The sequence below is a fragment of the Marivirga atlantica genome, from assembly GCF_016734805.1.
In the GTDB taxonomy this organism is placed as follows: Bacteria; Bacteroidota; Bacteroidia; order Cytophagales; family Cyclobacteriaceae; genus Marivirga; species Marivirga atlantica.
In genome coordinates this window covers 445,923-471,097 of the sequence record NZ_JAERQG010000001.1, presented here as the reverse complement: position 1 = coordinate 471,097, position 25,175 = coordinate 445,923, and the positions used below count along the sequence as shown (strand labels likewise).

24 protein-coding genes are annotated in these 25,175 nt (G+C 37.3%); 21 read left to right on the top strand and 3 right to left on the bottom strand.

The genetic code is table 11. The features are described from left to right. The first annotated feature begins 2 nt into the window (after positions 1–2). From JKP34_RS02155 to JKP34_RS02075, 17 genes are all read left to right on the top strand, one after another. Entirely contained in the window at positions 3–893 is an 891-nt protein-coding gene (locus JKP34_RS02155) for a class I SAM-dependent methyltransferase (protein WP_201917229.1), read from the top strand. Continuing rightward, positions 890–2,905 (top strand): Ig-like domain-containing domain, encoded by a 2,016-nt coding sequence (locus JKP34_RS02150; RefSeq protein ID WP_201917228.1) that lies wholly within the window; start codon positions 890–892, stop codon positions 2,903–2,905. The genes JKP34_RS02155 and JKP34_RS02150 overlap by 4 nt, the downstream gene beginning before the upstream one ends. A 355-nt stretch (positions 2,906–3,260) precedes the next feature. Continuing rightward, positions 3,261–5,072 (top strand): tetratricopeptide repeat protein, encoded by a 1,812-nt coding sequence (locus tag JKP34_RS02145; RefSeq protein ID WP_201917226.1) that lies wholly within the window; start codon positions 3,261–3,263, stop codon positions 5,070–5,072. 70 nt (positions 5,073–5,142) lie between these two features. Next, entirely contained in the window at positions 5,143–6,906 is a 1,764-nt protein-coding gene (locus JKP34_RS02140; RefSeq protein WP_201917224.1) for an AMP-dependent synthetase/ligase, read from the top strand. A 56-nt stretch (positions 6,907–6,962) separates the two neighbouring features. Continuing rightward, positions 6,963–7,775: a Shedu immune nuclease family protein gene (locus tag JKP34_RS02135; protein ID WP_201917221.1), complete on the top strand. Its 813-nt coding sequence runs from the start codon at positions 6,963–6,965 to the stop codon at positions 7,773–7,775. Positions 7,776–7,984: 209 nt separating this feature from the next. Beyond that, positions 7,985–8,728 (top strand): hypothetical protein, encoded by a 744-nt coding sequence (locus tag JKP34_RS02130; RefSeq protein WP_201917219.1) that lies wholly within the window; start codon positions 7,985–7,987, stop codon positions 8,726–8,728. A 216-nt stretch (positions 8,729–8,944) separates the two neighbouring features. Continuing rightward, positions 8,945–10,951 carry an OmpA family protein gene (locus tag JKP34_RS02125; protein WP_201917217.1) on the top strand — a complete coding sequence of 669 codons (2,007 nt, stop codon included), beginning with the start codon at positions 8,945–8,947 and terminating at the stop codon, positions 10,949–10,951. Positions 10,952–11,111: 160 nt separating this feature from the next. Next, positions 11,112–11,393: a type II toxin-antitoxin system RelE/ParE family toxin gene (locus JKP34_RS02120; protein WP_201917215.1), complete on the top strand. Its 282-nt coding sequence runs from the start codon at positions 11,112–11,114 to the stop codon at positions 11,391–11,393. Positions 11,394–11,401: 8 nt separating this feature from the next. Beyond that, complete coding sequence (locus JKP34_RS02115) at positions 11,402–11,701, top strand: HigA family addiction module antitoxin (RefSeq protein WP_201917213.1); 300 nt, start codon at positions 11,402–11,404, stop codon at positions 11,699–11,701. Positions 11,702–11,710: 9 nt separating this feature from the next. Further along, positions 11,711–12,079: a DUF2200 domain-containing protein gene (locus JKP34_RS02110; RefSeq protein WP_201917211.1), complete on the top strand. Its 369-nt coding sequence runs from the start codon at positions 11,711–11,713 to the stop codon at positions 12,077–12,079. Between the two features lie 9 nt (positions 12,080–12,088). Continuing rightward, complete coding sequence (locus JKP34_RS02105) at positions 12,089–12,478, top strand: VOC family protein (protein ID WP_236664863.1); 390 nt, start codon at positions 12,089–12,091, stop codon at positions 12,476–12,478. Between the two features lie 111 nt (positions 12,479–12,589). Then, positions 12,590–14,029, top strand: coding sequence for a serine hydrolase domain-containing protein (locus JKP34_RS02100; RefSeq protein WP_201917209.1), 1,440 nt, complete (start codon positions 12,590–12,592; stop codon positions 14,027–14,029). Positions 14,030–14,167: 138 nt separating this feature from the next. Continuing rightward, positions 14,168–14,986, top strand: coding sequence for a hypothetical protein (locus tag JKP34_RS02095; RefSeq protein ID WP_201917207.1), 819 nt, complete (start codon positions 14,168–14,170; stop codon positions 14,984–14,986). Between the two features lie 17 nt (positions 14,987–15,003). After that, a complete protein-coding gene (locus JKP34_RS02090; RefSeq protein ID WP_201917205.1) occupies positions 15,004–15,858 on the top strand; it encodes a LytR/AlgR family response regulator transcription factor in 855 nt (284 codons plus the stop codon). Between the two features lie 121 nt (positions 15,859–15,979). Beyond that, complete coding sequence (locus tag JKP34_RS02085; protein WP_201917203.1) at positions 15,980–17,254, top strand: hypothetical protein; 1,275 nt, start codon at positions 15,980–15,982, stop codon at positions 17,252–17,254. After that, positions 17,254–17,940 carry a DUF2306 domain-containing protein gene (locus JKP34_RS02080; RefSeq protein WP_201917201.1) on the top strand — a complete coding sequence of 229 codons (687 nt, stop codon included), beginning with the start codon at positions 17,254–17,256 and terminating at the stop codon, positions 17,938–17,940. The genes JKP34_RS02085 and JKP34_RS02080 overlap by 1 nt, the downstream gene beginning before the upstream one ends. A 58-nt stretch (positions 17,941–17,998) precedes the next feature. After that, positions 17,999–19,096, top strand: a complete 1,098-nt coding sequence (locus tag JKP34_RS02075; RefSeq protein WP_201917199.1) for an aspartyl protease family protein — start codon at positions 17,999–18,001, stop codon at positions 19,094–19,096. Positions 19,097–19,127: 31 nt separating this feature from the next. On the opposite strand, the gene JKP34_RS02070 is transcribed toward JKP34_RS02075, so the two are convergent. Further along, positions 19,128–19,709 (bottom strand): hypothetical protein, encoded by a 582-nt coding sequence (locus JKP34_RS02070; RefSeq protein ID WP_201917197.1) that lies wholly within the window; start codon positions 19,707–19,709, stop codon positions 19,128–19,130. Positions 19,710–19,826: 117 nt separating this feature from the next. Between JKP34_RS02070 and JKP34_RS02065 the strand changes: the two genes are divergently transcribed. Genes JKP34_RS02065 through JKP34_RS02055 form a run of 3 tightly spaced genes read left to right on the top strand, consistent with a single transcriptional unit; the run spans position 19,827 to position 22,422 of the window. Beyond that, positions 19,827–21,479 carry an RluA family pseudouridine synthase gene (locus JKP34_RS02065; RefSeq protein WP_201917195.1) on the top strand — a complete coding sequence of 551 codons (1,653 nt, stop codon included), beginning with the start codon at positions 19,827–19,829 and terminating at the stop codon, positions 21,477–21,479. After that, positions 21,476–22,093 carry an alpha-ketoglutarate-dependent dioxygenase AlkB family protein gene (locus tag JKP34_RS02060; RefSeq protein WP_201917193.1) on the top strand — a complete coding sequence of 206 codons (618 nt, stop codon included), beginning with the start codon at positions 21,476–21,478 and terminating at the stop codon, positions 22,091–22,093. Before JKP34_RS02065 ends, JKP34_RS02060 begins: the two co-directional genes overlap by 4 nt. After that, positions 22,090–22,422 (top strand): tRNA-binding protein, encoded by a 333-nt coding sequence (locus JKP34_RS02055; RefSeq protein ID WP_201917191.1) that lies wholly within the window; start codon positions 22,090–22,092, stop codon positions 22,420–22,422. Before JKP34_RS02060 ends, JKP34_RS02055 begins: the two co-directional genes overlap by 4 nt. On the opposite strand, the gene JKP34_RS02050 is transcribed toward JKP34_RS02055, so the two are convergent. Both JKP34_RS02050 and JKP34_RS02045 read right to left on the bottom strand, forming a co-directional pair. Next, positions 22,423–23,022 (bottom strand): trimeric intracellular cation channel family protein, encoded by a 600-nt coding sequence (locus tag JKP34_RS02050; RefSeq protein WP_201917189.1) that lies wholly within the window; start codon positions 23,020–23,022, stop codon positions 22,423–22,425. Between the two features lie 7 nt (positions 23,023–23,029). Then, complete coding sequence (locus tag JKP34_RS02045) at positions 23,030–23,491, bottom strand: YciI family protein (protein WP_201917187.1); 462 nt, start codon at positions 23,489–23,491, stop codon at positions 23,030–23,032. A 113-nt stretch (positions 23,492–23,604) separates the two neighbouring features. Between JKP34_RS02045 and JKP34_RS02040 the strand changes: the two genes are divergently transcribed. Next, positions 23,605–25,017 carry an aldehyde dehydrogenase gene (locus tag JKP34_RS02040; RefSeq protein ID WP_201917185.1) on the top strand — a complete coding sequence of 471 codons (1,413 nt, stop codon included), beginning with the start codon at positions 23,605–23,607 and terminating at the stop codon, positions 25,015–25,017. Positions 25,018–25,175: the final 158 nt, after the last annotated feature.

Sequence of the window (25,175 nt, the reverse complement as noted above, 5' to 3'; positions counted from 1 at the left end):
ACATGTACGAAAAACTAACTGAGTGCCCAGTCTGCGCTAGTGATAATATAAAGAATCATAAGGTTGTCATAGATCATTCTATCAGCAAGGAAAGCTTTGTGATCATGATTTGTGATAACTGCAGTTTTCAATTTACAAACCCAAGACCTACGCAGGAAAGCATTGGTAAATTTTATGATTCTGATGAGTATATATCTCATACAAATAAAGCCAATACTCCCATTAACCTCATCTATAAATTAGTAAGAAAATACAGCACCAGAAATAAAGTTCAGCTGCTAAAGACTATTGCTAAAAAAGACAAAGGTAGAGTTCTTGATTATGGTGCCGGAACTGGTTATTTCCTAAAAGCGGTAAAGAAATCCGGATGGAGTATTTATGGTGTTGAACCAGATAACTCTGCACGTAAAATAGCAGAAGAAACTACAGGCACAAAAATTGCTTCATCACTTGATGATTTGAAAACGAAGAATAAAAAACTGGATGTTATTACTATGTGGCATGTACTTGAACACATCCACGATATCAACCAAGTATTCATTCAACTCAAATCATTATTGAAAGAGAAAGGTAAAATGATTATTGCTGTTCCGAACATAGCCAGTTTGGATAACTCCATATACAATGAAGAGTGGGCAGCATATGATGTTCCTCGTCATTTATATCATTTCAACCAGGAATCAATGAAGACTTTTATCATGAAGCATGGTATGCGAATCAAACGAACTTATCCTATGCGATTTGATTCTTACTATATCAGCATGCTGAGCGAAAAATATAAGTCAGGTAAGACAAATTACTTAAAATCATTTATAAACGGCTATAAATCAAATAGTTACGGAGAATCACACAAAAATAATTTCTCCAGCATTATCTACGAAGTAAAAAAATGAGGCATAATTTTTTAGCTGCAATCCTTATAGCCATCATAGTTGGCTGTGCATCAGTAAGTTCACCTACAGGCGGTATCAAAGATGAAATTCCACCTGAATTACTTAGTGCTAAACCGAAAGATCAAAGTGTTAATTTTAAAGGGAAAGAAATAACATTATTCTTTAGTGAATGGATGAAGGTTGAACAACTTAATCAGGAACTCATCATCACGCCTCGTACCAATATTGAGTATAAGCATAACTTAAAGAAACAGGAGTTCACCTTAACTTTTGATGAGCCATTAGATGATTCTACCACTTATACTTTAAACTTTAGAAAAGCACTTAAAGATATTACTGAAGGCAATCTGTGGGAAAATCCAAGAATATCATTTTCCACTGGACCATATCTGGACTCCATGGAAGTTTCAGGAAATGTTCAAGACATCTTTACAAGGGTCAATCTTAAAGATTACACTATCGGATTGTATAATCCGGCTTATGATACATCGAACCTCAGACAAGGTGAACCTCTATATTTTACGACCACTGACGAAAACGGCTACTTCAATATCAGAAACATCAAACGTGGAAATTATCTTTTGTTTGGATTTAAAGATGCCAATAATAACCTAATTAATAACCCAGCATCAGAGCCATATACCTTTTATGCGGATACACTTCATCTCACGGATTCTATTGCACCCATAACTTTACACAGTTACAAGATTAATGAAGACACACTTAAACTTTCAAAGTCCTCACCGACTGGAAAAGATTTCAAACTCAACTTTAATAAGGGTTTATCTTCCTATCAAATAATTCCATTATCAGATACTGTTAAGCTTCCTATATATGCTATGCTAGAAAGTGAGGCCAAAGATTTAAGAATATTCAAGGAAAATTTTCCATCTATCGCATTCAATACTGATTCAGTATCACTTCAAGTTGTAGCCACAGATTCACTAGGCATGTCAAGAATTGATACAGTCCATGCCAAGTTTAGAGAAAGCAAAGTGACAAATGAAGCAATTAAAGTGCTAGACAAACCAAAGACAGACCTAGTCAGTGGCCAACAAAAATTCAAAATACGCTTCAACAAACCTGTACATCAAATCAATTATGATTCAATATATATAGCGCTTGACGATTCATTGGTCATCGATATTGATAGCAGCCAGGTTTCACTTTCTGATAACAGACATCTGCTAGAAATTAAAACAGAGATTTTACAAGCACAAATCGATACCATTGTAGCACGTACTAAAGCCATTGCTGCAGAGCAGAAGCAAAAGGCCAATGCTCAAAAAGATTCATTAAATGCCGATAGCTCCTCCGTTTCCTCAGATTCTATAGCAAATATTAAATCAACATCAGACTCATTAAATATCGAGCGAGACAGTATTGATACCAACAAGAAAGATAAGCTCATTAACAAAGGAAAAACCAAATCTAAATCAAACAACCAGGGTAAAGCTTTGCAAACAACCAATAAAGCAGGTGCTAACTTAACATCAGGCAATAGAAGTTCAAGTTCTTCACAGTCACAATCCAAGCAGCAGAATTTCACTCCTAACTTATATTTTGGAAAGGCTGCTATAGTTGGTATTGAATCTGATTCCCTAGCACAGCAATCATATAACATAACATTCCTTGATCTTACTAAACACGGTATCATTCAAGGAAAAATACTGAATGCCAATTCCAACTTTATCATTGAATTAACAGATGAAAAGTATAAGGTAATTGACACCATATACAATCACTCAGAGTATACCTTCCGTTATGTTAAACCGGGCAAATATAAAATCAGAGTAATTATTGATGAAAATGGTAATGCCAAATGGGATTCAGGAAATCCATTAACCTTTAAACAGCCAGAACAGATTATTTTTCTGGAAGAGTTATTAACAGTTAAGGCAAACTGGGAATTAATTGATAAGAATATTGACCTTAATCCTCAAGAAAATAGTGGCAACACAGCTGAGGAAAGTGAGGATAAAGATGTGGATAAAGTGGATAACAACGAATAACTATCTACACTCATTCACAAAATGTTGGTCGGTTAGGAAGAACAGATTAAAATTAGGAGTAAAACGTTAATAATTCATACTTCATTTTTGGTTACTAACAATACAGAGGCAAGAATGGAATGAGTGCAGAGTTATTAACAAAAGATGGTTAAAATGTTAATTAATTTAATTTCAATTATTTAGAAGTGAATAAAGATTTGGCTAACCAGATCTAATAAACATTTAAATAAGTCAAGCACTAAATTTTTTAGTTTTCAACATATTAACATCCCTAATAATAAATAACAGATTTAATTTTAATTCATTTATATTATACTACCCTGTGGATTGTGTGGATAAACTCCTTAAGTTTTAAATGAAGAATATTTTCATCATAACAATTTGTTGCGCGCTTTTCAGCTTAAATGCTTTTGCACAAAATGCAAAGATTGAGCTGGCTAATGCTTATTACCAAAAAGGTGAAAATGACAAGGCGCTGAAACTTTATCGCCAACTGGCGGAAGATGATCGTAATTTGCCCTTTATCCACAATAACTTTCTTGAATTACTTGAACTGAAGCAGCTTTATAAAGAAGCAGAAAATTATCTCAAAAAAATTCGGGCGCAAGCGCCCACTAATATTCGCTATAATGTGGATATTATTGATTATTACATCTCCATTAATGACAGTGCGAAAGCCAACCAACAATTTGAGTCATTAAAAGACATAGTGCTTGAAAACTATAATATGTTGCGAGCAGGCGCACAATATCTAATAAATGACCAGCATACAGCTTATGCTCAGGAACTTTACCTAGCCGCCAGGAAAAATCAAAGAGATCCTAATGCTTATGCCGTACAACTGGCTACTCTTTACCGATTTGCCAATCAAAAAGATAAAATGGTGGAAGAGTATATTAAATATGCCAATGACGAACCGGCCAGAATAAGGTATGTAAAAAACATGCTGCAACTTTCTCTAAAGGAGAAAGAAGATTTGGAAAACCTCATCCAAAAATTAATGGCTGATATTCAAAAAAATCCGAATAATGATTTGTACAGCGAACTGTTAATATGGGCCAATTTACAACTGAAAAATTTTTATGGTGCATTTATTCAGGCACGTGCACTGGATAAACGAAATAAGCTCGATGGTGTGAATTCACTGGAGATAGGTAGGGTAGCTTTTGAAAATGAAGACTACCAAAATGCTGAAGAAATATTTTCCTACATCATTGATAAATTTCCTGATTCTAAAAATTACCTCACTGCCAGAGAAATGCTCATCCTGACAAGACAGGAAATGGTGAAACAAAATTTCCCGGTTGATACCACAGCCATCCGAGAATTGGTTAAAGATTATCAGCTGTTGATTGACCAACTAGGTTTAAATACTTATACCCTCAATGCCTATCGAGAAAAAGCATTGCTCCACGCCTTTTACCTGAATGAGCCTGAAATAGCTGTCGATATCTTGCAGCAAATCATAAGTTATCCACAAGTAAAGCCTGATTTGCAAGCACAGGCAAAATTAGATTTAGGCGATATTTACATCATCCTGGAGCAACCTTGGGAATCGACCTTATTGTATTACCAAGTGGAAAAGTCACACAAAAATGACGAACTAGGTGAGCTCGCAAAATTAAAAAATGCAAAGGTTTCTTATTATAAAGGAGATTTTAAGCTCGCTCAGGAACATCTCGATATACTCAAAAAAGCTACAAGAAGAGAAATTGCCAATAATGCGATGGATTTGAGCATATTGATTAAAAACAATTCTATACTTGATTCCACTCAAGCCACCCTTCAGCAATATGCGGAAATAGAATTATTGCTTTATCAGAATAAAATTGATTCTGCAGAAATGGAAATTGAACAAATGTTGGCTCAATATGAAGAGCACCCAATTGTAGATGAATTACTGTGGTTGTATGCGAAACTTAAAAAGGAAGAAGGTAAGTATGAAGAAGCGATTACTTATCTACAAAAAATTGTGGACGAACTTCCGTATGATATTCTAACGGATGATGCCCTTTTCGAAATGGCCAGTATTTATGAAAAGCAGCTTAATGAGAATCAGCTTGCCATGGACTTTTACCAAAGACTTCTGGTGGATTTCCCTGGCAGTATCTATGTAGCTGAATCGCGCAAACGATTTAGGCAGCTTCGAGGCGACTTTGTAAATTAATTTTACATATATTAGTTGACGATTTTTTGAATTCATGCGCTGTCTTTTTTACAGCCTTTAATCTAAAACTATGACGCCTACTCGTTTATTCGACCTATTATTTCTTCAACAAAAAAATAATCCTTTACCCGATGCATTGAACTATAAAGTTGATGGTAAATGGAAAAACTATAGTACCGATGAAGTAATCGATATCGTTAATAAGCTATCTAAAGGATTACTTTCTTTAGGTGTTGAGAAAAACGATAAAGTGGGTATTGTCTCACTTAACAGACCCGAATGGAACTTTGTAGACCTCGCACTTCAGCAGATTGGTGCAGTTAGTGTTCCTATGTATCCTACCATTACGGAAAAAGATTACAAATACATTTTTCAGGATTCGCTATTAAAATATGTTTTCGCGGGCGATGCAAAATTGGTGGGCAAAGTAACGGAAGCTGGAAAAGATTTAGACTTCTTCAAAGGTGTTTTCTCTTTCGATCAAATGGAAGGTACTCCGCACTGGACGCAAGTATTAAATAAAGGAGAAGGTTTTGAAGCAGATCTTGACGCTTACAGAAAAGCAGTTGATCCGGAAGATTTAGTAACATTGATTTATACATCGGGTACTACAGGAAACCCTAAAGGGGTAATGTTAACCCACAACAATGTGTTGTCAAACTCTATAGCGGTTTCTGATAATTTACAGCCGGATACAAAATTGAAAAGAAGCTTAAGCTTTTTGCCGCTTTGCCATATTTTTGAAAGAACGAGCAGCTACTTCTATATGTACAGAGGTGTTGCTGTTTATTATGCCGAAAGCCTGGAAACGATTGCCGATAATTTAAAAGAGGTAAAACCGGATATGTTTACCACTGTACCGCGACTGCTTGAAAAAATCTACGATAAAATTGTAGCCAAAGGGCTGGAGTTAAAAGGCATTAAAAAGTCACTTTTCTTCTGGGCACTGGAGTTGGGACATAAATTTGACCTGCAAAAAGATCAGGGCTGGTGGTATAACTTCCAGCTGAAAATGGCCAACAAAATTATTTTTAGTAAATGGCGCGAAGCTGTTGGCGGAAACATTACCCTCATTGCTTCCGGAGGAGCAGCATTGCAACCACGACTGGCCACTATTTTCTGGAGTGCACAAATTCCCGTTTTAGAAGCCTACGGATTAACCGAAACCTCTCCGGGAATTTCTTTCAACAGGTACCATAAAGAAGATATCAGAATTGGAACAGTTGGACCGGCTCTACCGGGCGTGGAAATAAAAATTGCTGAAGATGGAGAAGTACTTTGCAAAGGACCTAACGTAATGAAAGGTTATTACAACCAACCTGAAAAAACCGCTGAAGTGCTTGATGCTGACGGCTGGTTCCATACCGGTGATATTGGTGAAATGGTGGAAGGCAGGTTCCTGAAAATTACAGATCGTAAAAAGGAAATGTTTAAAACTTCGGGCGGTAAATATGTAGCGCCTCAGCTGATTGAAAATAAATTAAAAGAATCTGTATTGATAGAACAGGCCATGGTAATTGGCCATAGCCGTAAATTCCCTTCTGCTTTGATAGTTCCAAATTTTGATGCCCTTCGTGATTATTGCCAACACAAAGGCATAAAATATACTACCGATGCTGAAATGGTTGTAAACGACAAAATTGTGGATAAACTCAATAGGGAAGTAGAGCAAGCCAATAATAACTTTGCGCAATGGGAAAAAATTAAAAAGATCAAAATTTTACCGAATGAGTGGACTGTTGAAGCAGGTGAACTCACTGCCAAGCTAAGCTTAAAACGTAAAATTATTGAAAACCACTACGAGCAGGAAATAGAAGGTATTTATCAGGATTAAAGTATAATACGGATATAACAACTTTGGTTGCTATATCTGGCTGTTATGTGGAATATATGCTATTCGAAAGAGACTACAATATATTAACTCCTGAAGAACTAAACCGATTCAATAAGGCGAAAGAATTCTATAGTAAGAAGAAAGATAATTTCGGTGGAATGAAGGGGCATCATTTAATGAAGTATTATGAGATGCTTCCAAGATCCGCTTATTATTACGAATCCCTGTTTCCCAACAATTACCTAGACATAGGTTTGTTAAAGAATGCGAATTCGCTGGAGAACATCCGACAACAATTTACAGATTTACTTGACTCAGATATTTCAGAGCGTGATATTCTCAACTTTATTAATCGAAATGAACACTATTACATAATAGGATCTCTTTATCATGCAGGGTATGATTTTGGACACCACATTGCTTTCCTATTTAAGGAGTTCGAGTTAACATCAACCTATAAAGCTGACTACCTATTGGTTGGTAAGAACTCCGGAGGTTTCAACTTTATATTTGTTGAGTTGGAAAACCCCTATTCTAATATTACGCTTAATGACGGTGAACTTGGTGAGACTTTTAGGAAGGGAGTTAAACAAGTCAAAAATTGGGACGACTGGATCGAAGGTAATTTCAATACACTCAGACTTATTTTTCAGAAGTACAAGAACCCTAGAAAAGAGTTGCCCAAAGAATTTTACGAGTTAGACAAAAGTCGATTGAACTATATTGTTTTGGCGGGAAGAAGGGCAAATTTTAAGGATAAGACATATCGGATAAAGCGGAAGACGTTAAAATCTTCAAACATCAAACTGATGCATTATGATAATCTGATTGATTCATTTGCAACACTTATTGAAACCAAAAATTACTAAATCCACATAACAGTCGCTATGAATGAATGGGGTTTCATCTGGAAGGATATTTTCGTGGGGATTGAAAAGTCCTTCACAAGTTTTAAATTTAAATCAAGGTGTTCCTGCTTGTCGGCCGGTAGGGCTATATGTGAGACGAGAGGTTAGTGCATTCTAATCCCCACTCATCATAGCTGGTTGATATAAAGTTGATACTACTCTAAATTTGAATGAATAGACTTACAGCACTTTTTCTTATTGGCTTAATGACATCTTGCTCAAACAATGAGAGTACAAAAAAAGCTGATAACTTAAACAAGCCTGAAACTTTAGAATCAAAGTCAGACATTGGAAACCTAAATGAATTTTTAGCTAATCATAAGCCATTTCGCAATTTCTTACAATTAGACTCATTAAGTGACACAATAAGTCATATTGTAATAGTAAAAGAGACAAAAGATAAATCGCCATGCTTATCTTTATTCGATTCAAACTGCCATTATTTGGAAATTTCAATTTATGAGCAAATACGAAAGAAAAGGAAAATTAGAGAAACTATTTTTCTTTCAAATGCAGCTAACACTCTTATCAAGACAGACACCATTTCAAACCTGATCATAAATCAAAAATTCATGCCATCAGGATTATCCTCTCAAGAAAACAATTTGAGTTATGCTCTTAAGAATGATAATTACATTTTACAGAAAGCTAATTTTAAAATAAGAACAAAATCTAACTCGTCAGGTAGTCAAGAGACAGACAGTTGGAATTACTCTCTAAATATTGATTCCAAAATAGCAATTATTCAGAGTACTAAGACGAGATTAATTGAACATAAAAATGGTTCAAAAGATCTAGAATCAACAGATACAATATTCACAGTACAAATCAAGCCAAACCTGAAGCTACAACTAGGACAGTCAATTACTTTAGACTCGCTTTTATTTGAGAAAGATCTTATACACTTCTACTAAAAGCTTTAAGAACAATAAACAAAACTCATTTGCTCAACAAAATATCGCAAAGCCATCAGTAACTAGCATCTACTTTTAAACTTGTTTGGCCTAACACAATAGGCCAATTAATTTTTAACCCCACTGTTTTACCTTTAAAATCGTAATTTTCATTAAATTCGACACTTAAAGCTCATACTATCAATCACATAAAAAGATCAAAGAGGTAACCAAATTATGCTACGGGTAAAAGTTTTCTTGTTAATTATCATTTGTAGCTCGGCCCTTCATGCGCAAAATTTTAAAAAAAGTCTTAAAAAGGGAGATCAATACCTTAACGTTAATGACTTTAGCAAAGCCATCACTTACTATAAAAAGGCCTTAAAGTTGAAGCCCGGCAACGCGGATGCCACTTACGGACTGGGGCTAGCCTACTTATTTGATTTTAGAATTGATGAGGCACTCAAAGAACTCACTTTAGTAAGAAAACTCAATCCTAAAATTGGTAATAACATAGATTATTATTTAGGGCTGGCGCATCAATACGATTATAATTTTGAGGAGGCCGTCAAATATTTCGAGCTTTACGGAGACAAGAAAAGGAAAAACCGTTATCAGGCCGACTTACAGATTGCAGAATGCCTAACGGCTGATTCTCTATTCAGTAATCCTCAATCTGTGGTTGTTGAAAGCTTGGGTCCATTGGTCAATTCAAAATACCATGATTACTCGCCTGCCTTAATGGCTGACGGCAAAACACTTTATTTCACATCCAACAGAGCAGGCTCTACTGGTGGCAGAAAATTAAGGGATGGCAGTTTTTATGAAGACATCTATAGCGCTACTCTGGAAGAAGGCCAATGGAGCAAGCCTGAAAAGCTTGGCAAAAACTTAAATGGAGATTATCACGATGCGGTGGCTTCAATCTCTCCCGATGGCAAAACACTTTTTGTCTATTCTGAGAATGGCAACGGGGATATTTATTTTTCAACGCATGAAGATTCAGGATGGACTTATCCTCAACCGCTAAGCAGTAAAATCAACTCCATTTTTTGGGAAACATCAGTTTCCATAACTGCTGACGGCCAAACCTTATATTTTGCCAGCGACCGCCCGGATGGTTTCGGTGGCCTGGATATTTACAAATCTACCAAAGGGGCAGATGGCGAATGGGGTACTGCCCAAAACCTTGGGCCAACTGTAAACACAGAAGCTTCTGAAGACTCACCGATGATACACCCGGACGGACATACCTTATATTTTAGTTCTACCGGCCACCAGGGAATGGGCGGATATGATATCTTCTACAGTAAATTGGAAGGTCAGGAGTTTCAGGAACCTGTTAATATAGGGTATCCCATCAATACGGTTTATGATGACAACTTTTTTGTAATCACTGCTGACCTAAAGCATGCCTATTATGCATCCAGAAAACCAGAAGGTTTGGGCATGGCAGATATCTACCATGTAGATATGGAACCAAAAATAGAAGTTAAAGAAATCGTACAGCCCGAGCCGCAACCTGTATTAGTAGAAAACACTGAAATACCTTCTGAAAGTGACCTGGAAGTTGAGTTAGAGCTGCCGGAGCCTGAAGTTAAAGCTGTGGTTACTGTATTTAAAGGCAAAGTACTTGATGCTAAAACAGGCTTACCAGTAGGCGCTGAAGTTAAGATGATTGATAACCAGAACAATACTGTTACTGCCAAAGCCTTTGCTGATTCGCAAACGGGTGAATTCGAATTGATTGTTCCGGAAGGAGGTAATTATGGTGTTTCAACCAGTAAAAAGGGGTATCTCTTTAATTCAATCAATTTTGATCTACCTCAATTTTCGGAGTACCAGGAAATAGATGTTTCCATATTGCTGGATAAGGCCGAGGTTGGTACTAAAATGGTACTTAAGAATATTTTCTTCGATAGTGGTAGCTCTGATTTAAGAACAGAGTCCTTAGGTGAACTTGAAGTGATCAAAGACCTTTTAATGAATTCACCTGACTTAAGAGTGCAGATCAATGGTCATACTGATGATATCGGAAACTCAGTTTACAATAAGTTGCTCTCTAAAAAAAGAGCGCAATCTGTGGTGAATTACCTCATTGCAAATGGTATTAATACTGACCGCTTAGAGGCTAAAGGTTTTGGAGAAGAGCAGCCCCTGGTATCAAATGATGATGAAATTGGCGGAAGGGAAATCAATAGAAGAACCGAAATAGAGATCTTAGGCCAAAGTCAAAATGGTTAGTTTACGGAATTTGGCTTTAAGTTAATTTTATAGTTATTCAACAGAACTGAGTTTATGGCTGTAGGGGTTTTATAGGTTACTATGAACCTGTTTGTGAGTATTAATTTTCAATCCAAGAACTTTATGCTTATGTTAGTCGTTACTAACGCAACAAGTAACCATGATTAAAAGCTTTGGAAGTAAAGAAACCGAGAAAATCTGGAATGGAAATAGATCCAAGAAACTTCCAAATGAAATTCAACAAATAGCCAGAAGAAAATTAAGAATGATAAATAATTCGCAAGATATTCAAGACTTGCGAATACCTCCATCAAACAGGTTGGAGAAATTAAGCGGTAACCTTAAAGAATATTATAGCATTCGTATCAATAAGCAATGGAGAATTATCTTTATATGGGAAAATGGAAATAGTTTTGATATTGAAATAACTGATTATCATTAATTAAGAATATGGAAAGATTAGAAAATATACATCCAGGCGAGGTACTTCATGAGGAATTCTTAATTCCTATGGAAATATCAGCATACCGATTGGCTAAGGATACATTTATACCTCAAACAAGAATCAGCGAAATCATTAAAGGACGAAGAAAAATCACTGCTGATACTGCCTTAAGGCTAGCAAAGTATTTCGGTACCTCAGCTAAGTTTTGGTTGGGTTTGCAAGATGATTTTGACATTGAAGAAGAGCGTAATGATAAGCAGGATGAGCTCAATAATATTCAACCAGCTAAAATAAACGCTGCCTAATTTAAAACCATGACCACCTCTCCAGAACATGATGCCAAAATAGCCAAGATGACTTTCGCCTCAGTTTATCCACATTATGTGAATAAAGTGGAGAAGAAAGGAAGAACAAAAGATGAGCTCCATCAGGTGATAGAATGGTTAACAGCTTTCACCGAAAAAGACTTAGAAAATCTAATTGCTGAGAAAGTCACTTTCAAAACCTTCTTTGAAAGAGCCAGCCTAAACCCAAATGCAGATTTGATCACAGGAGTTATCTGTGGTTATCGCATTGAAGACATTGAAACGCCCTTAACCAAACAAACAAGATACCTAGATAAACTGGTGGACGAACTGGCCAAAGGAAGAAAAATGGAGAAGATTTTACGCCAACCTAAATAATTCATCATCATGAAAGCTTACAAACCAAGAGACTATAATTCACTCTCGCCTTATCTGATTGTTGATGACGCCCGGAAGCTGGTTGACTTATTAACAAATATTTTTGATGCCAAAACGCTCAGAAGTTTTGATCATGAAGATGGTACCATAGCGCACATAGAGTTAAAACTTGACGACTCAATAATAATGATTAGTAACAGCACCAGTGAGTACAAAGCCAATAAAAGTATTTTGCACATGTATGTGCCTGATGTTTTTAAAACTTTTGAAAAGGCTGTGGCCGCGGGCTGTGAAATCATTGAAAAACCTATCAAGAAAGAAGATGATCCGGATATAAGAGGATCGTTCTATGATTCCGCAGGAAACTACTGGGCTATTGGTACACAAGAGGATGAATAGAGGCATAAACCATTAAACATTGACTGTCCCAATCACACCAAATAAAGTACATTTCCTACCAAAACATAGACCATCTTCATCAACAAAATCATTTTCAAATACTTTTGCGGTATGAAAAGTATTTATCTCTTATTCACCTTATTACTCCAGTGCGCAATTGTTTGTGCGCAAGATTATTCACAAGTCATTGAAAAAGCACGCTTCCTTATTACAAATCACCAGCAGCAAACGAATATCCCCGGGATTCAGGTAGCTGTTTATGCCGATGACTCGCTCATTTGGTCAGAAACTTTTGGCTACAGTAATTTGAACGAGCAAGAACCGCTTACTAAAAACACCCAATTTAGAATAGCCAGCGTGTCAAAGCCTGTTACTGCTGTGGCATTAGCCAAAATGATGGAGCAAGGTGAAATAGATATTGATAAAGCTATCCGTTATTATTTACCTGAATTTCCTGAAAAGGAATTTCCCATAACAGCGAGACAATTAGCGGCTTCCACATCAGGCATTCGACATTATCAGGAGCAAGACCCACGCTACAATACAACTAACTATTCCTCAGTTATTGCTTCATTAGAAAAGTTTAAGGATGATCCATTGCTCTTTGAGCCGGGAATGGCATACCACTATTCAAGCTATGGCTGGGTATTATTAAGTGCTGTAATGGAAAAGGCGAAAGCGCAGCTTTTTAATCAAATCATGCAAAAAACCTGGGATGAGCTAGGCATGACGCATACCACATTTGATGAACCCAATAAGCAAACGGATTTCAAGAGCGTCTTTTACATTTATGACAATAAGGAGGGAAGGATTGAAGCACCAAAAGATAATCGCTCTTATATGTATGCCGGTGGAGGTTATCTATCTACTGCAGAAGACCTGGCAAAAATGGGTAATGCACTTATAAATGGAAACTACCTAAAGCAAGAAACAGTAAGCACCTTGTTTAAATCTCAACAGCTGAAGGATGGTTCCAAAACCTTTTATGGATTGGGTTGGGAAACAGGAGAAAGTAGGTTATCCACACCAGTTGTTTATCATGGAGGAAGCATGAGTTCTGCCAGAAGTCATTTGGTTTTATACCCTGAAGAAAATATTGTTTTTGCCTATTTGAGTAATACGGGGGATCGTGTTTTCTTCAATGATCGGGAAGCACAAAGCATTGCAGAATTATTCGTTAATGAAAAAAGGAAATCACAACAGACAGAGTCTTTTGATCTCTCGGGCACATGGAAAGTAAACACTACTTCTCTAAGAAATAAAAAATCAAAAGGAAGCCTTTCATTAAGTAGAACTAAGGAAGGACTTTTTACCGGAGAACTCACTTTTAAAAGAAGCCGCAAAAAGAAAAGCTTTCCTATCGTTTTAGCAGATATAGCAAATGACACCATTCACCTGGTAGGAGTAAGTCCTATGTCTTTCGATGTGTATCTAACGAGAAATGACAAAAAGCTGAAAGGCTACTGGCTTCATGATTTTAACGTGAAGGGCATTCCTGAGGAGGATGAATATTGGAACGCCAGGGAAATGGTTTGTGAAAAAATAGAATAAGTAAACGTATTAATTTAGACATCACATAAAGAGAAGCCTCGACAAATTTGCCGAGGCTTTTTGCTTTTACTTATAAAGACATACAAAAAACAAAAGCTTCTATTATCTTAGAAAACGAACCAAACTATCTGCCCTAAAATGCAAAAACTATGTTTACTGCTTCTAATAGCTTTTACTATTCAATCGTGCACAAATGAAAAGCCCACAGAAATAATAGTAATAGGAACACAGCATAAGCCGGTTCCTAACTTTGATGAAAATACACTTTATGATATTCTTGAAAGTGTTCAGCCAGATCTTTTATTAAACGAAGCAGATACTGGTCGCTTTACAGCAGATTGGAAGTATAAAATAGCACCTAACTCAAATGAAAGTATCGCTTCTACTAAATATGTGGATAATCACGAAGGGGCATTACTTAGGCCTTACGAATTTGAAAATAGAAACCAGTACAGAATTGATCAGGGCATGAGGCCGACAGAATCGTTCACGCATGATTTACTGGATAGCTTATATGAGGCTGGCATGCTTAGTGAACAGGAGGAGGCCATTGTAAAAGAATATAATAGAGCATTGGAGCCTTTGTTGGAAATAGCTGCGGGCGATCCTAAAGGCTGGAACAATACTACTTCCGATAGTCTTTGCGCTTATCGCCAATATTATCAATACCAAATGCTCACAAAAATCACGAACTCTAGAGAAGAGTTCGCCAATAGATTCCACACCAAACCTGATGGTGAACCTATTAGTTACAGAGAAGGCTATCAGCGCTATGCTAATTTTTGGGATTTAAGAAATCAGACCATGGCTAAAAACATCATGAACATGACTGATAAAACAGGTGCAAAAAGAATAGTGGTACTTTGTGGCTTTATGCACAGATACTATATTTTGAGTGAGTTAAAGCGACTCAAGAAAAACAAAAACATTGTACTGAAGGAATTTTATGATTATTAATTTTTAGTGCTTGTCTCATGTCATGGCTACTTAAAAAACCACATCCTTTTATATTCAATAAATCCAGTGTACTGCTGCCCGCAGTAGTAACCTTTTTTTTATTTCTATTTATTGGTCCTTTTGGGGTGGCGGATATGGACTGGTCATACCGCTTGTTGCTCGCAGCACTCTTTGGCTTAAATGGTGCGCTTGCAGTTATCATTACCGTAGGTGGTTTGAAAATGATAGTTTCAAAATCTGCTTTGGAAGATCAATGGACTGTCGGTAAAGAAATGCTCTTGATCATTTTGGTGGTATTTGTGATCTGCCTGATCAACTTTGGCTTTTTCAGCTTTGCCGGCTTAGCCGATCAGAGGCCAGCCGATTTATTTATTCAGGTCACTTTAAAAACAACAGCTATAAGTGTTTTTCCTGTGGTCATCTTAGTGCTTTTTGAGCAGTTTATGCACAAAAGAAAAAGCCTCCAGGAAGCTCTTGAAATTACTGAAAGACTTCATCAAAAGACAACTATTGAAAACTCTGGTGCCGATAAGCTCAACTTTTATGCAGAAAATGAAAAGTTTGAAATTAGTCTGCTGCCTGAGAAAATACTGACCTTGAAATCAGAAGGTAATTACGTAGAAATTTTTTACCTCAATGATCAGGTGGAGGTAAAAAAGAAGTTAATAAGAAATAGGTTGAAAGCCCTTTCGGAGATACTTCCGGCAGAGCAGTTTTTTAATAGCCACAAAAGCTATGTGCTCAACAAGGCACATATTGAAAGCGTGGAAGGCAATGCCCGCAACTTAAATGTAACCATGAGCCATCTTGATTTTGCCATTCCTGTATCGCGTTCCAAAACAAAGGATTTTCAGAAATTCTTAAGCGAATAAAAACACTCAATCCCATTTGTACCGAATAAGGTCAACTTACACCAAAGCCTATAAATAAGGATATAAATGCTAATTGATTGCTCAATCTTGCGTCATCAAATAATTGAAACGCAACAAAGCAATGAGAAGGAAAACTTTACTAATTGGCTTTTTAGCTATGCTTTTTACAACTGTAAAAGCACAGGTTTACGTGGATAACAAAAGCCAACACAGATTTGCACAAACCTATATTGGTCTTAATACCCAGATTGTACCGTCCAGCGGTAAACTGTTTTGGAATGACCAATCCTATAAATTCCCTAGCCAGGTAGCTCCCCGTTTTACCATTGGTGGTTTGCACTTCTGGGGCAAATGGGATTTCAACATCAATTTTCCACTAACTTATTTCAGTGATAGAAGGATAGCTCCCGAAACAGATGTCATATTAGAAACAGGAGGCGATTTAAGCGCACGTTATTATCCTTTCAGAATGCTTTATGGCAAGCTGCGCCCTTATGCAGGCATCTCAATAAATGAAATGATTCTTGACCTTGAAAATGAGACAGCTGGCGAAAGGGCCGACTTGTTCATTACCTCTTCCTTGATTGGTGGTTTTTCATATGCATTCAATGGTTGGCAGGTAAACACCGAAATAATGTGGATGCCGAATAACCAGCGCGACTTCTATTCTTCAAGAACGGCTGGGCATACTTTCGAATTACCTAAAGCATACTTCTCTTTAGGCCTGATTAAATATTTTGAGGGCACCTTGAAAAATGAAAGAGATAAACTATCCGGCAAAACTGAAAAGCTAGAAAAGCAATTTGATGAAGAAGGAATTCTGAACAGCTTTTCTTTAGCCATTGCACCAAGCGGATCTTATTTTTTAGCTGCTCCTGAATATTCAAATGCAGCAAGAGTTTCTCTTCCCAGACATAAGGGAACGTTTAATTGGGATTTCGGACTAGGCTATCTTTTTCATAATGCCAATATTCATGTGGGCTTAAGCTATCGGGATTATACCTCAGGTGTGGAGAGCTACAACAGAGTCGATTTAATTCGAAGAAGATCGCTGGCAGTGGAGGCTTTCAAATATGTTTGGAACTTCCATGGTTTTGCCCCATATATTGGCCCAAGCATAGGTTTGGAAAAATGGGCTTCTGCTCAGTTTGAAGGAGATGAACAAATAGGGGCAACTCAAAGAACCAATATAGTATCTCCAGGCATTTTATTCGGCTGGGACATACTGGCCTCACCGCTGGAAACCTGGTTGCTAAGAACAAACTTGCGTTACTATCCATTTCAGAAAGTTAAAGATGCCGAAGGTAATATTGCCAGAGTAGATCAGTTTGAGTTCAACTTTATTCAGTTAGTTATTTATCCTAACAGGATGATCAACTTTAAAGGAAGAAGATAATGGCTAAGTTGATTGAAAACTACATGCTTTACCTTCACATCCTGGCAGGCTTTACCGCTCTGGTAGCAGGGCTGGTGAGTATTATAGTTCAAAAAGGGAAGAAATGGCACCGAAAATCGGGAAAGCTCTATTTTATGGCCATGACGGTTGTGTTCATTACAGGAGTGTATGTAGCCGGAGTGCGCAATAATAAGTTTTTATTCGCTATTGCTTTTTTGAGTTATTACAGTGCTTTTGCGGGCGTACGTTCCCTCAAGCTCAAACAGTTGCACAATCATCAAAAACCAAAGTGGTATGATTGGTTTGCTGGTCTGCTCAATGCCATAGTCAATGTAGCTTTTACGGTTTTAGGAATATACTTATTAGTTGTGAAATCAAATATTATAGGTTTTATCATGTGTGTAGGTTTTGGAATAGGAGGCTTATCAATTTCTTATACCAACTTAAAACCTTTTATTGTTCAGCCGAAAAAAGCCAATCATTGGTATCTTGCACATATTGGTAATATGATGGGAGCTTATATTGCAACTTTCACAGCTTTTCTATCCACGATGGTAGCACGCTATGAATTGATGAATCCTTTTTTGGCTTTTGCACTTCCGTCAATTATAGGCATACCACTTTTACTTTATTATCAGAAACGGATTTCAGAAAAAACATCATTGAAGAAGAATAGACATGCATAATTATATTAAAACCTTAAGCCTGGTACTCGCACTTGTTTTTTTATCAAGCTGCAGTTATTTGAAAAATGTAAACCTCTTAATAAGTGGTAAGCTCAAGCGAGAAAACTTTGTAGAAGGTATTCCTTTTGAATACCGAAAAGGCTTGGTAGTGGTAAAAGCTCAAATTAATAGTGACACCACTTTACGCGAATTCATTTTTGATACAGGAGCATTCAATTCAAAAATTGAAAATGAATTAGCGCAGTCCTTGGGACTAAAAACCATAACCACAAAAACTAATGCTGATACCAATGGTAATGAGCGCACCATTGAAGTTACTCGTATCGACTCTATCAAATTCGGGAAAACCAGTTTTTATAAAATTGGAGCGGGTAAGGTAGTTTATGATGATAATTCAGCGAGCAAGTGTATAGCTTCTGGAGGCATTATAGGAGCTAATCTGATAAAACTGGCCAATTGGAAAATTGACTACGATAATAAGATGCTCTATTTTTCTGATGAACCTTTTGAACTGCCAGAATCGGAGCGTACTTATGAATTGAAGTTTGATAGACCTTTACTATCAGCAACTCCTATGATAGAAATAGGCATCAATGAAAAAACGGCAAGCAGCATTATGTTTGATGTCGGCTATAACGGAAGCTTATATGTGCCATCAGCCATTCATGAAAATTTTGAATCGGCAGAAACAGAAGTGTTTTTAGACCAATCTATTCGAGGGATCTACGGATCAGCAATTGACACATTGATTAGCAAAAAACTCAACTTAAATATTGGAGGAGCCAATATAGAAGCCGTTGTTGATTTTTCAGCCAGAGGTAAAGGCTTATTAGGAAATGAAATTCTCGAACATTTTGTGGTTGCCATTAATAATGATGACGATATCATCACACTTCAACAACAGTCAAATGTTGAAACAGCCCAATCAAATGCTTTCGTTCCCGGTATTCTGAATGATTCACTTTGGGTGGTAGACAGGGTAAATATCAAAAGCCCTTTACAGCTTGGTGATACACTAAAGTTAGTTAATGGTAAAATTCCAGGTCAGCTTTTTAATGACCATTGTGATTACATCATGAACATTGGTAGCTTTCTAAAAAGTGAGGAGACTTTAAGTGTGAAAAAAATGGATGACACTACTCAAAAGGTGTTTTAATAAAGGGGATTTATAAACTGGTCGGTCTTACTTAAATTTCCCACAAAGGGATTTGTAAAAACTGCGCTAATTGTAAGGCATCGTTTTTATTGCTTGAGGTTGAAATGTTGATTCTTTCTGTGTTTTTGAGAACCACATTAAGTTCTTGTGAGCCGTAGCCACCAGACATTGGTAGCTTCCCGGGACCCCGACCTACACTTCTACTCGTATATTTTTCAATCAGTTGAACAGCGACAATATCATCTAAACTTCGGCTTACTTTTGAGTAGCCTCCCTTTGAAAATCTATTGTTGAGCTTATCAAACTTGCTTGGAGCATTAACAGATTTTACCAATAAAAAAACCGCAAAAACTGTTACTAATATTGGTATAGCTACTGCTATAGCATTTACAGACTGTAGGTTTTCAAAAGAGAAGAAGTCTAACCGGAACCCAACCGTTAGAAGCGCAAAAATGATCATAACAGAAACAAATAGTTTGTTGGTTGTGCTGTTTTTGATGATCAGTAAATGTGTGGAGGGCTGCGTAATCGTTGCAGTTTTATAGTTGGCCGAATACTGAGTTAGCGGTTCCCAGGATACATTTTCCGGGTGTATTGTACTTGTTTTTTGCATGCTTAAGGTTATAACTAATTGTAATAATATGTAAATATTATTAGCAGATGAAACAGGCTGTTGCATATTAATTCTAAAAAAAGCACTGTACTTTTGCATCAAGCTACAGCAAACCCTATGTCAGATAAACACTTCTATTCTTACAAAGCTGATATCTCAACTATTACAATTCCGGAAAAATTCACCTTCCCTTTTGCTTATGAACCACATGTCTTAACCATGATAGCAGCTGATGAGCTTAAGAGTAAGTTGAAAAATATATACAGTGGTCAGGAGAAAAGTGGAAAGATGTTTGGCGTATTGGTTGTTAAGAACTCAAAAGACCAATTAGGCTATTTGGCTGCTTTTTCAGGCCAGGTGGTAGACTTTGAACATGACATCAATTTTGTTCCTGCCATTTTTGACAGGCTCCACAACGAAGGCTTTTTCAAACAAGAAGAAAAAACTATTTCAGATTTAACCAAGCGCATTAATAAGGTTGAAAATAATAAAGACTACAAGCAGTTGCAAAATGAACTTGATAAAGTAAGAAAGGAGGCTGCGGCATCAATCGCCAAGCAAAAAGCATTAAATGAAAAAGCTAAGGAAGACAGGGCTTACAGAAGAGCAAAAGTAAAAGAAGAGCAAGCAGACAAGCAACAAGCCTCTAAACTGAAAAAGTTAGACAATGAAAGTATAGACCATCATTATCAGTTAAAAAGGTTAAATGAAGAATGGACCAGCAAAGTAGGTCCTTTGCAATCGCAAATATCTGTTTTTGAAAAGGAGATCAATAAATTAAAAAAGCTGAGAAAAAAGAAATCGGCAGCCTTACAACAAAAGCTATTTGATCAATATCAGTTTTTAAATGCAAAAGGCGAAACAGCAAGTCTCCAATCAGTTTTTGAGGAGTTAGGAGCGCCTCCGGCTGGAGCAGGCGACTGTGCCGGACCAAAATTATTGCAATATGCTTTTGCTCATAACTATCAGCCGCTGGCTATGGGGGAGTTTTGGTGGGGAAATCCACCAGCCACACAATTAAGAAAAGAAGGCAGGTTTTACCCGGCTTGTGCTGGTAAGTGCAAACCCATTTTAGGACATATGTTAGAAGGGTTACCGCTGGAAGATGATCCATTGACCAAATACACTGCGCAGGACAAAGCCATTGATATCATTTTTGAAGATGAGCATTTGCTCGTTATCAACAAACCAGCAGGGCTTTTGAGCATTCCTTCTAAAACCATCAAAGATGCTGTCGCTGTAAGGATGCAAAAAAAATACCCTGATGCAACGGGCCCTATGGTAGCACATCGGTTAGATAAACTTACTTCAGGCTTAATGATCATCACCAAATCTTTAGATGTTTACCGAGAGGTTCAGCAGCAGTTTGTGCATAAAACCATCAGCAAATCATACAAAGCCTTATTGGAAGGTAAGGTCGATCAGCAGGAAGGTAAAATCATCCTGCCATTGTCCGTTGATGAATTTAACAGACCCATGCAGATGGTGAACTATGAAAAAGGTAAAAAGGCGGAAACCTTATATGAGGTTTTAAAACAATCTGAAAAGCGGACTCTAGTAAAGTTTACTCCCATTACAGGCAGAACCCATCAATTGAGGGTACATGCTGCGCACCCAGAAGGGCTAGATGCACCTATAGTAGGAGACACACTTTATGGCATAAAAGATGAACGACTGATGCTGCATGCTGCAAGTATTACTTTTGTGCATCCTGTTACCAAGGAAGAACTAACATTTGAGACACCTGCTGAGTTTGAGAATGACATATGAAGTTATTTGACGAGCCATTCGATCCTAACAAGAACCTTCTACCCTACGGTGGAATAGTGAACTATTATGGAAGGGTTTTCGATGCTGATACTGCGAATGAATTTTATGGGGTGCTTTTAAAGGAAATAGAATGGGAAAATGATAAGGCCATCATTTTCGGTAAAGAGATCATCACTAAAAGAAAAGTAGCTTGGTATGGGCAAAAGCCATTTTCTTACACCTATTCTAAAGTGACTAAACGTGCTAAGCCCTGGACCCCGGCTTTGAAAGCTATAAAAGAACAGATAGAAGAGACTTCTGGTGAGACATACAATTCTTGCCTCTTAAACCTTTATCATTCAGGTGATGAAGGAATGGCCTGGCATAGTGATGGTGAAAAAGATTTAAAGAAAGATGGAGCAATTGCCTCAGTGAGTTTTGGCGCAGAGCGCAAATTTGCTTTCAAGCATAAAGAGTCCAAAGAAAAGGTAGAAGTTTGGCTGGAGCACGGAAGCTTGTTAATAATGGCAGGCACTTGCCAAAGTTACTGGCTTCATAGGCTACCACCCACCAAAAAAGTAAACTCACCCAGGGTTAACCTGACTTTTAGAACTATAGTGGAACAGAAAATATGAATACTATAAATTGGTACGACTTTGAAAAAGTAGACATGCGAATAGGCACTGTACTATCCGCAGAAATATTTGAAGAAGCTAGAAAACCAGCCTATAAGCTGAGCATAGATTTTGGCGAGTTAGGCATCAAAAAAAGCTCAGCCCAAATTACAGATAGATATACAATCAAAGATTTAATTGGGAAGCAAGTTGTTGCTGTAATTAACTTTCCACCAAAACAAATAGCTAATCTCATGAGTGAGTGCTTAATACTAGGTGGCTTAAACCAAGAAGGGGTCTCTCTTTTATCCGTTGATCATCAATTGCCTAACGGAACCAAAATAGGTTAGCTACAACTTCGGAAAATTAATATGAAGCTTAATCGCTAATATTCTCAAGCTTACTATAAAAGAGGCAGACAGTATAAAGTTGTAATCTCTCGGTACTTCCAGATAATTCAACAAAACATAAACTAAGCCACCAGCCAAACAAGCGCTGGCATAAATTTCTCTTCGGAATAAAACAGGAGTTTCATTAATCAATGTGTCCCTTATAACACCACCAAATACTGCAGAAAACATACCCATAATAGCAGCTATTTCCCAGCGCACATCAAAAGAGAGAGCTTTTTCTACTCCGCCAACAGTGAATAATGCTATACCCAAAGTATCGAACAAGCTCAATGTTCGTCTTAGTTTTTGGAGCACACCACTAAAAATACTGGCCGTTGCTATGCCCAGTAATACTATGTAAACAAAGGTAATGTCTTCTACCCAAACCAAAGGATAACTGCCGAGAAACAAATCCCGCAGTGTACCGCCACCAATAGCGGTTACAAAAGCCGTGAAGCTGGCACCGAACCAATCTTCAGATTTCCCTTTTACGGCCAGAACACCGGAAATAGCAAAGGTATAAGTACCTAGAAGCTCTAATATATATTGTAAACTCATTTAATACCTACGGATTCTTTTTGGCGATTTCTTCGCTGAAAGGTAAGTACATTCCTAAAGCTGCGGAACCATACCAAGGATAAATATCATAAGCTAATATTTCTGAGGCTATAGCTGGGTCGGTGGCAAGCAGTGCTTTTGTCTTTTCTATATCTGGTTCGGTAAAAATAAATAAGCCTCTGAACTGATCATCGTTAGCACCAAAGGGCCCAGCAACAATTAATTTATCTTCTTCTACTAATCGGCCAATATTGTTCATGTGTCCTCTGAAAATGCTGTCTCTTTCTGCTCCGGCTTCCATGTCGTTGGTTCCTGTTTTTAAAATCACGAAAGAATACATTTTCATTCCGTAATCATCCGCTCCTAAAGAATCAGCCAGTGCTTTATTATATTTTTTAGATACGTCCTGAGCTGATGAAAACGATGCAGACAGGCAGGAAATAAAGATTATGAAGAGGAGCTTTTGCATGACAATATTTTCTTTAAAGCTACAAATATTTTTAAAAAGCCGAATTGTGTTAAATTTATAATTGTCGGCAATTTGCGGACCCTTGTTTTATCAACCTCAGAGAAACTACAAGTATGAGCACAGCACAAATTGAAAATACTTCTATTGAAAAACAACAGGAAGTATTTAATAAGCAAAAGGCGTTTTTCAATTCACAAGCAACTAAACCTTACAAGTTTAGAAAGGCCCAGCTCAAAAAGTTAAAACAGGTTGTAAAGGAAAACGAACAAGCAATTACACAGGCTTTGCACAAAGACTTTGGGAAGCCGTCTTTTGAAACTTTCGTCACAGAGATAGGCCAGGTATATGAAGAAATAAACTATGCGCTTAGGCATTTGTCCGCCTGGATGCGACCAAAAAAAGTAGGCACACCGCTTTTACACTTTCCTTCTTCAAGCACTATATATTACCAGCCGAAAGGTGTTTGTCTGATTATTGGCCCATGGAACTATCCTTTTAATTTAATTTTTGCACCTGTGGTTGCAGCCATGGCCGCAGGTAATACCTGCATGATTAAACCGCCTGAAGAAACACCTCATGTATCAAACCTTATAAACGAACTCATATCTAAAAACTTTGAGGAGGAATACTTAGCGGTGATTATGGGTGAAGGTAAAACGGTGGTTCCACAAATGATAGAGAACTTAACTTTCAATCATGTGTTTTTCACTGGTAGTGTGCCTGTTGGGAAGATAATTGCTAAGGCGGCTGCGGAAAAACTTGTTCCTGTAACACTTGAGCTAGGAGGAAAATCACCCTGCATTGTGGATAAGTCGGCCAGTTTAGAAACTGCTGCTAAACGGATAGCATTTTCAAAATTCGTAAACGCTGGCCAAACCTGTGTGGCTCCCGACTATCTTCTTGTGCATGAGGATGTGGAGGACGAGTTTTTAGATGAATTACGTGCAGCGATTATGACTTTTTATGGAAGTCTCTCTCCAACAGAAAGCAAAAACCTGGCTCAGATAGTAAATGAAAGTCGTTTTGAAACCCTTAAGGCATATTTGAGCGAAGGCAAGCGAACTTTCGGAGGTGTAGTTGACGAGCCTAGAAGAAAAATTGCTCCAACCTTAATTAAAGATGTAAAGGAAGACGATAAGCTGTTTAAAGAAGAAATCTTTGGTCCTATTATGCCTGTTTACCTTTTCAAAACACATGATGAAGCCATTGAGCTAATCAACAAAAACCCCAATCCATTAGCTTTATATATTTATGCCAACAATAAAAAGGTTAGTAAACGCTATATAGAAGAAGTGCCGTTTGGTGGAGGCTGCGTGAACAATGGTTTAATCCATTTAGGTAATCCGGAACTACCTTTTGGCGGCATTGGCACGAGTGGTCAAGGTAACTACCATGGTAAAGCAGGCTTCATGACCTTCTCTCACGAAAAATCAATTATGAAAACAGCCACATGGTTCGACCTAAAAAAGAAATACCCCCCTTATGATAAGTTCATCATGAAACTAGCTAAATGGTTGATGAAATAATGAAAAGCCAGTACCTCGTAGAGGCTAGACTTCAATTTGTTATTTTAAAATAGGTCAAAGGTTTTCAACTTAGTGATCAATAAATAAAGTCAGGCATCAATTGGTACAGATATTAAAATGCAACAGGTCTGACCTCCCTGAGGTACTGACCGAAATCA

What these genes read in the sequence shown, in the direction of transcription:
- JKP34_RS02155 (WP_201917229.1), top strand. Translation starts at nt 3, where the DNA reads ATGTACGAAAAACTAACTGAGTGCCCAGTCTGCGCTAGTGATAATATA.
- JKP34_RS02150 (WP_201917228.1), top strand. Translation starts at nt 890, where the DNA reads ATGAGGCATAATTTTTTAGCTGCAATCCTTATAGCCATCATAGTTGGC.
- JKP34_RS02145 (WP_201917226.1), top strand. Translation starts at nt 3,261, where the DNA reads ATGAAGAATATTTTCATCATAACAATTTGTTGCGCGCTTTTCAGCTTA.
- JKP34_RS02140 (WP_201917224.1), top strand. Translation starts at nt 5,143, where the DNA reads ATGACGCCTACTCGTTTATTCGACCTATTATTTCTTCAACAAAAAAAT.
- JKP34_RS02135 (WP_201917221.1), top strand. Translation starts at nt 6,963, where the DNA reads ATGCTATTCGAAAGAGACTACAATATATTAACTCCTGAAGAACTAAAC.
- JKP34_RS02130 (WP_201917219.1), top strand. Translation starts at nt 7,985, where the DNA reads ATGAATAGACTTACAGCACTTTTTCTTATTGGCTTAATGACATCTTGC.
- JKP34_RS02125 (WP_201917217.1), top strand. Translation starts at nt 8,945, where the DNA reads ATGCTACGGGTAAAAGTTTTCTTGTTAATTATCATTTGTAGCTCGGCC.
- JKP34_RS02120 (WP_201917215.1), top strand. Translation starts at nt 11,112, where the DNA reads ATGATTAAAAGCTTTGGAAGTAAAGAAACCGAGAAAATCTGGAATGGA.
- JKP34_RS02115 (WP_201917213.1), top strand. Translation starts at nt 11,402, where the DNA reads ATGGAAAGATTAGAAAATATACATCCAGGCGAGGTACTTCATGAGGAA.
- JKP34_RS02110 (WP_201917211.1), top strand. Translation starts at nt 11,711, where the DNA reads ATGACCACCTCTCCAGAACATGATGCCAAAATAGCCAAGATGACTTTC.
- JKP34_RS02105 (WP_236664863.1), top strand. Translation starts at nt 12,089, where the DNA reads ATGAAAGCTTACAAACCAAGAGACTATAATTCACTCTCGCCTTATCTG.
- JKP34_RS02100 (WP_201917209.1), top strand. Translation starts at nt 12,590, where the DNA reads ATGAAAAGTATTTATCTCTTATTCACCTTATTACTCCAGTGCGCAATT.
- JKP34_RS02095 (WP_201917207.1), top strand. Translation starts at nt 14,168, where the DNA reads ATGCAAAAACTATGTTTACTGCTTCTAATAGCTTTTACTATTCAATCG.
- JKP34_RS02090 (WP_201917205.1), top strand. Translation starts at nt 15,004, where the DNA reads ATGTCATGGCTACTTAAAAAACCACATCCTTTTATATTCAATAAATCC.
- JKP34_RS02085 (WP_201917203.1), top strand. Translation starts at nt 15,980, where the DNA reads ATGAGAAGGAAAACTTTACTAATTGGCTTTTTAGCTATGCTTTTTACA.
- JKP34_RS02080 (WP_201917201.1), top strand. Translation starts at nt 17,254, where the DNA reads ATGGCTAAGTTGATTGAAAACTACATGCTTTACCTTCACATCCTGGCA.
- JKP34_RS02070 (WP_201917197.1), bottom strand. Translation starts at nt 19,709, where the DNA reads ATGCAAAAAACAAGTACAATACACCCGGAAAATGTATCCTGGGAACCG.
- JKP34_RS02065 (WP_201917195.1), top strand. Translation starts at nt 19,827, where the DNA reads ATGTCAGATAAACACTTCTATTCTTACAAAGCTGATATCTCAACTATT.
- JKP34_RS02060 (WP_201917193.1), top strand. Translation starts at nt 21,476, where the DNA reads ATGAAGTTATTTGACGAGCCATTCGATCCTAACAAGAACCTTCTACCC.
- JKP34_RS02055 (WP_201917191.1), top strand. Translation starts at nt 22,090, where the DNA reads ATGAATACTATAAATTGGTACGACTTTGAAAAAGTAGACATGCGAATA.
- JKP34_RS02050 (WP_201917189.1), bottom strand. Translation starts at nt 23,022, where the DNA reads ATGAGTTTACAATATATATTAGAGCTTCTAGGTACTTATACCTTTGCT.
- JKP34_RS02045 (WP_201917187.1), bottom strand. Translation starts at nt 23,491, where the DNA reads ATGCAAAAGCTCCTCTTCATAATCTTTATTTCCTGCCTGTCTGCATCG.
- JKP34_RS02040 (WP_201917185.1), top strand. Translation starts at nt 23,605, where the DNA reads ATGAGCACAGCACAAATTGAAAATACTTCTATTGAAAAACAACAGGAA.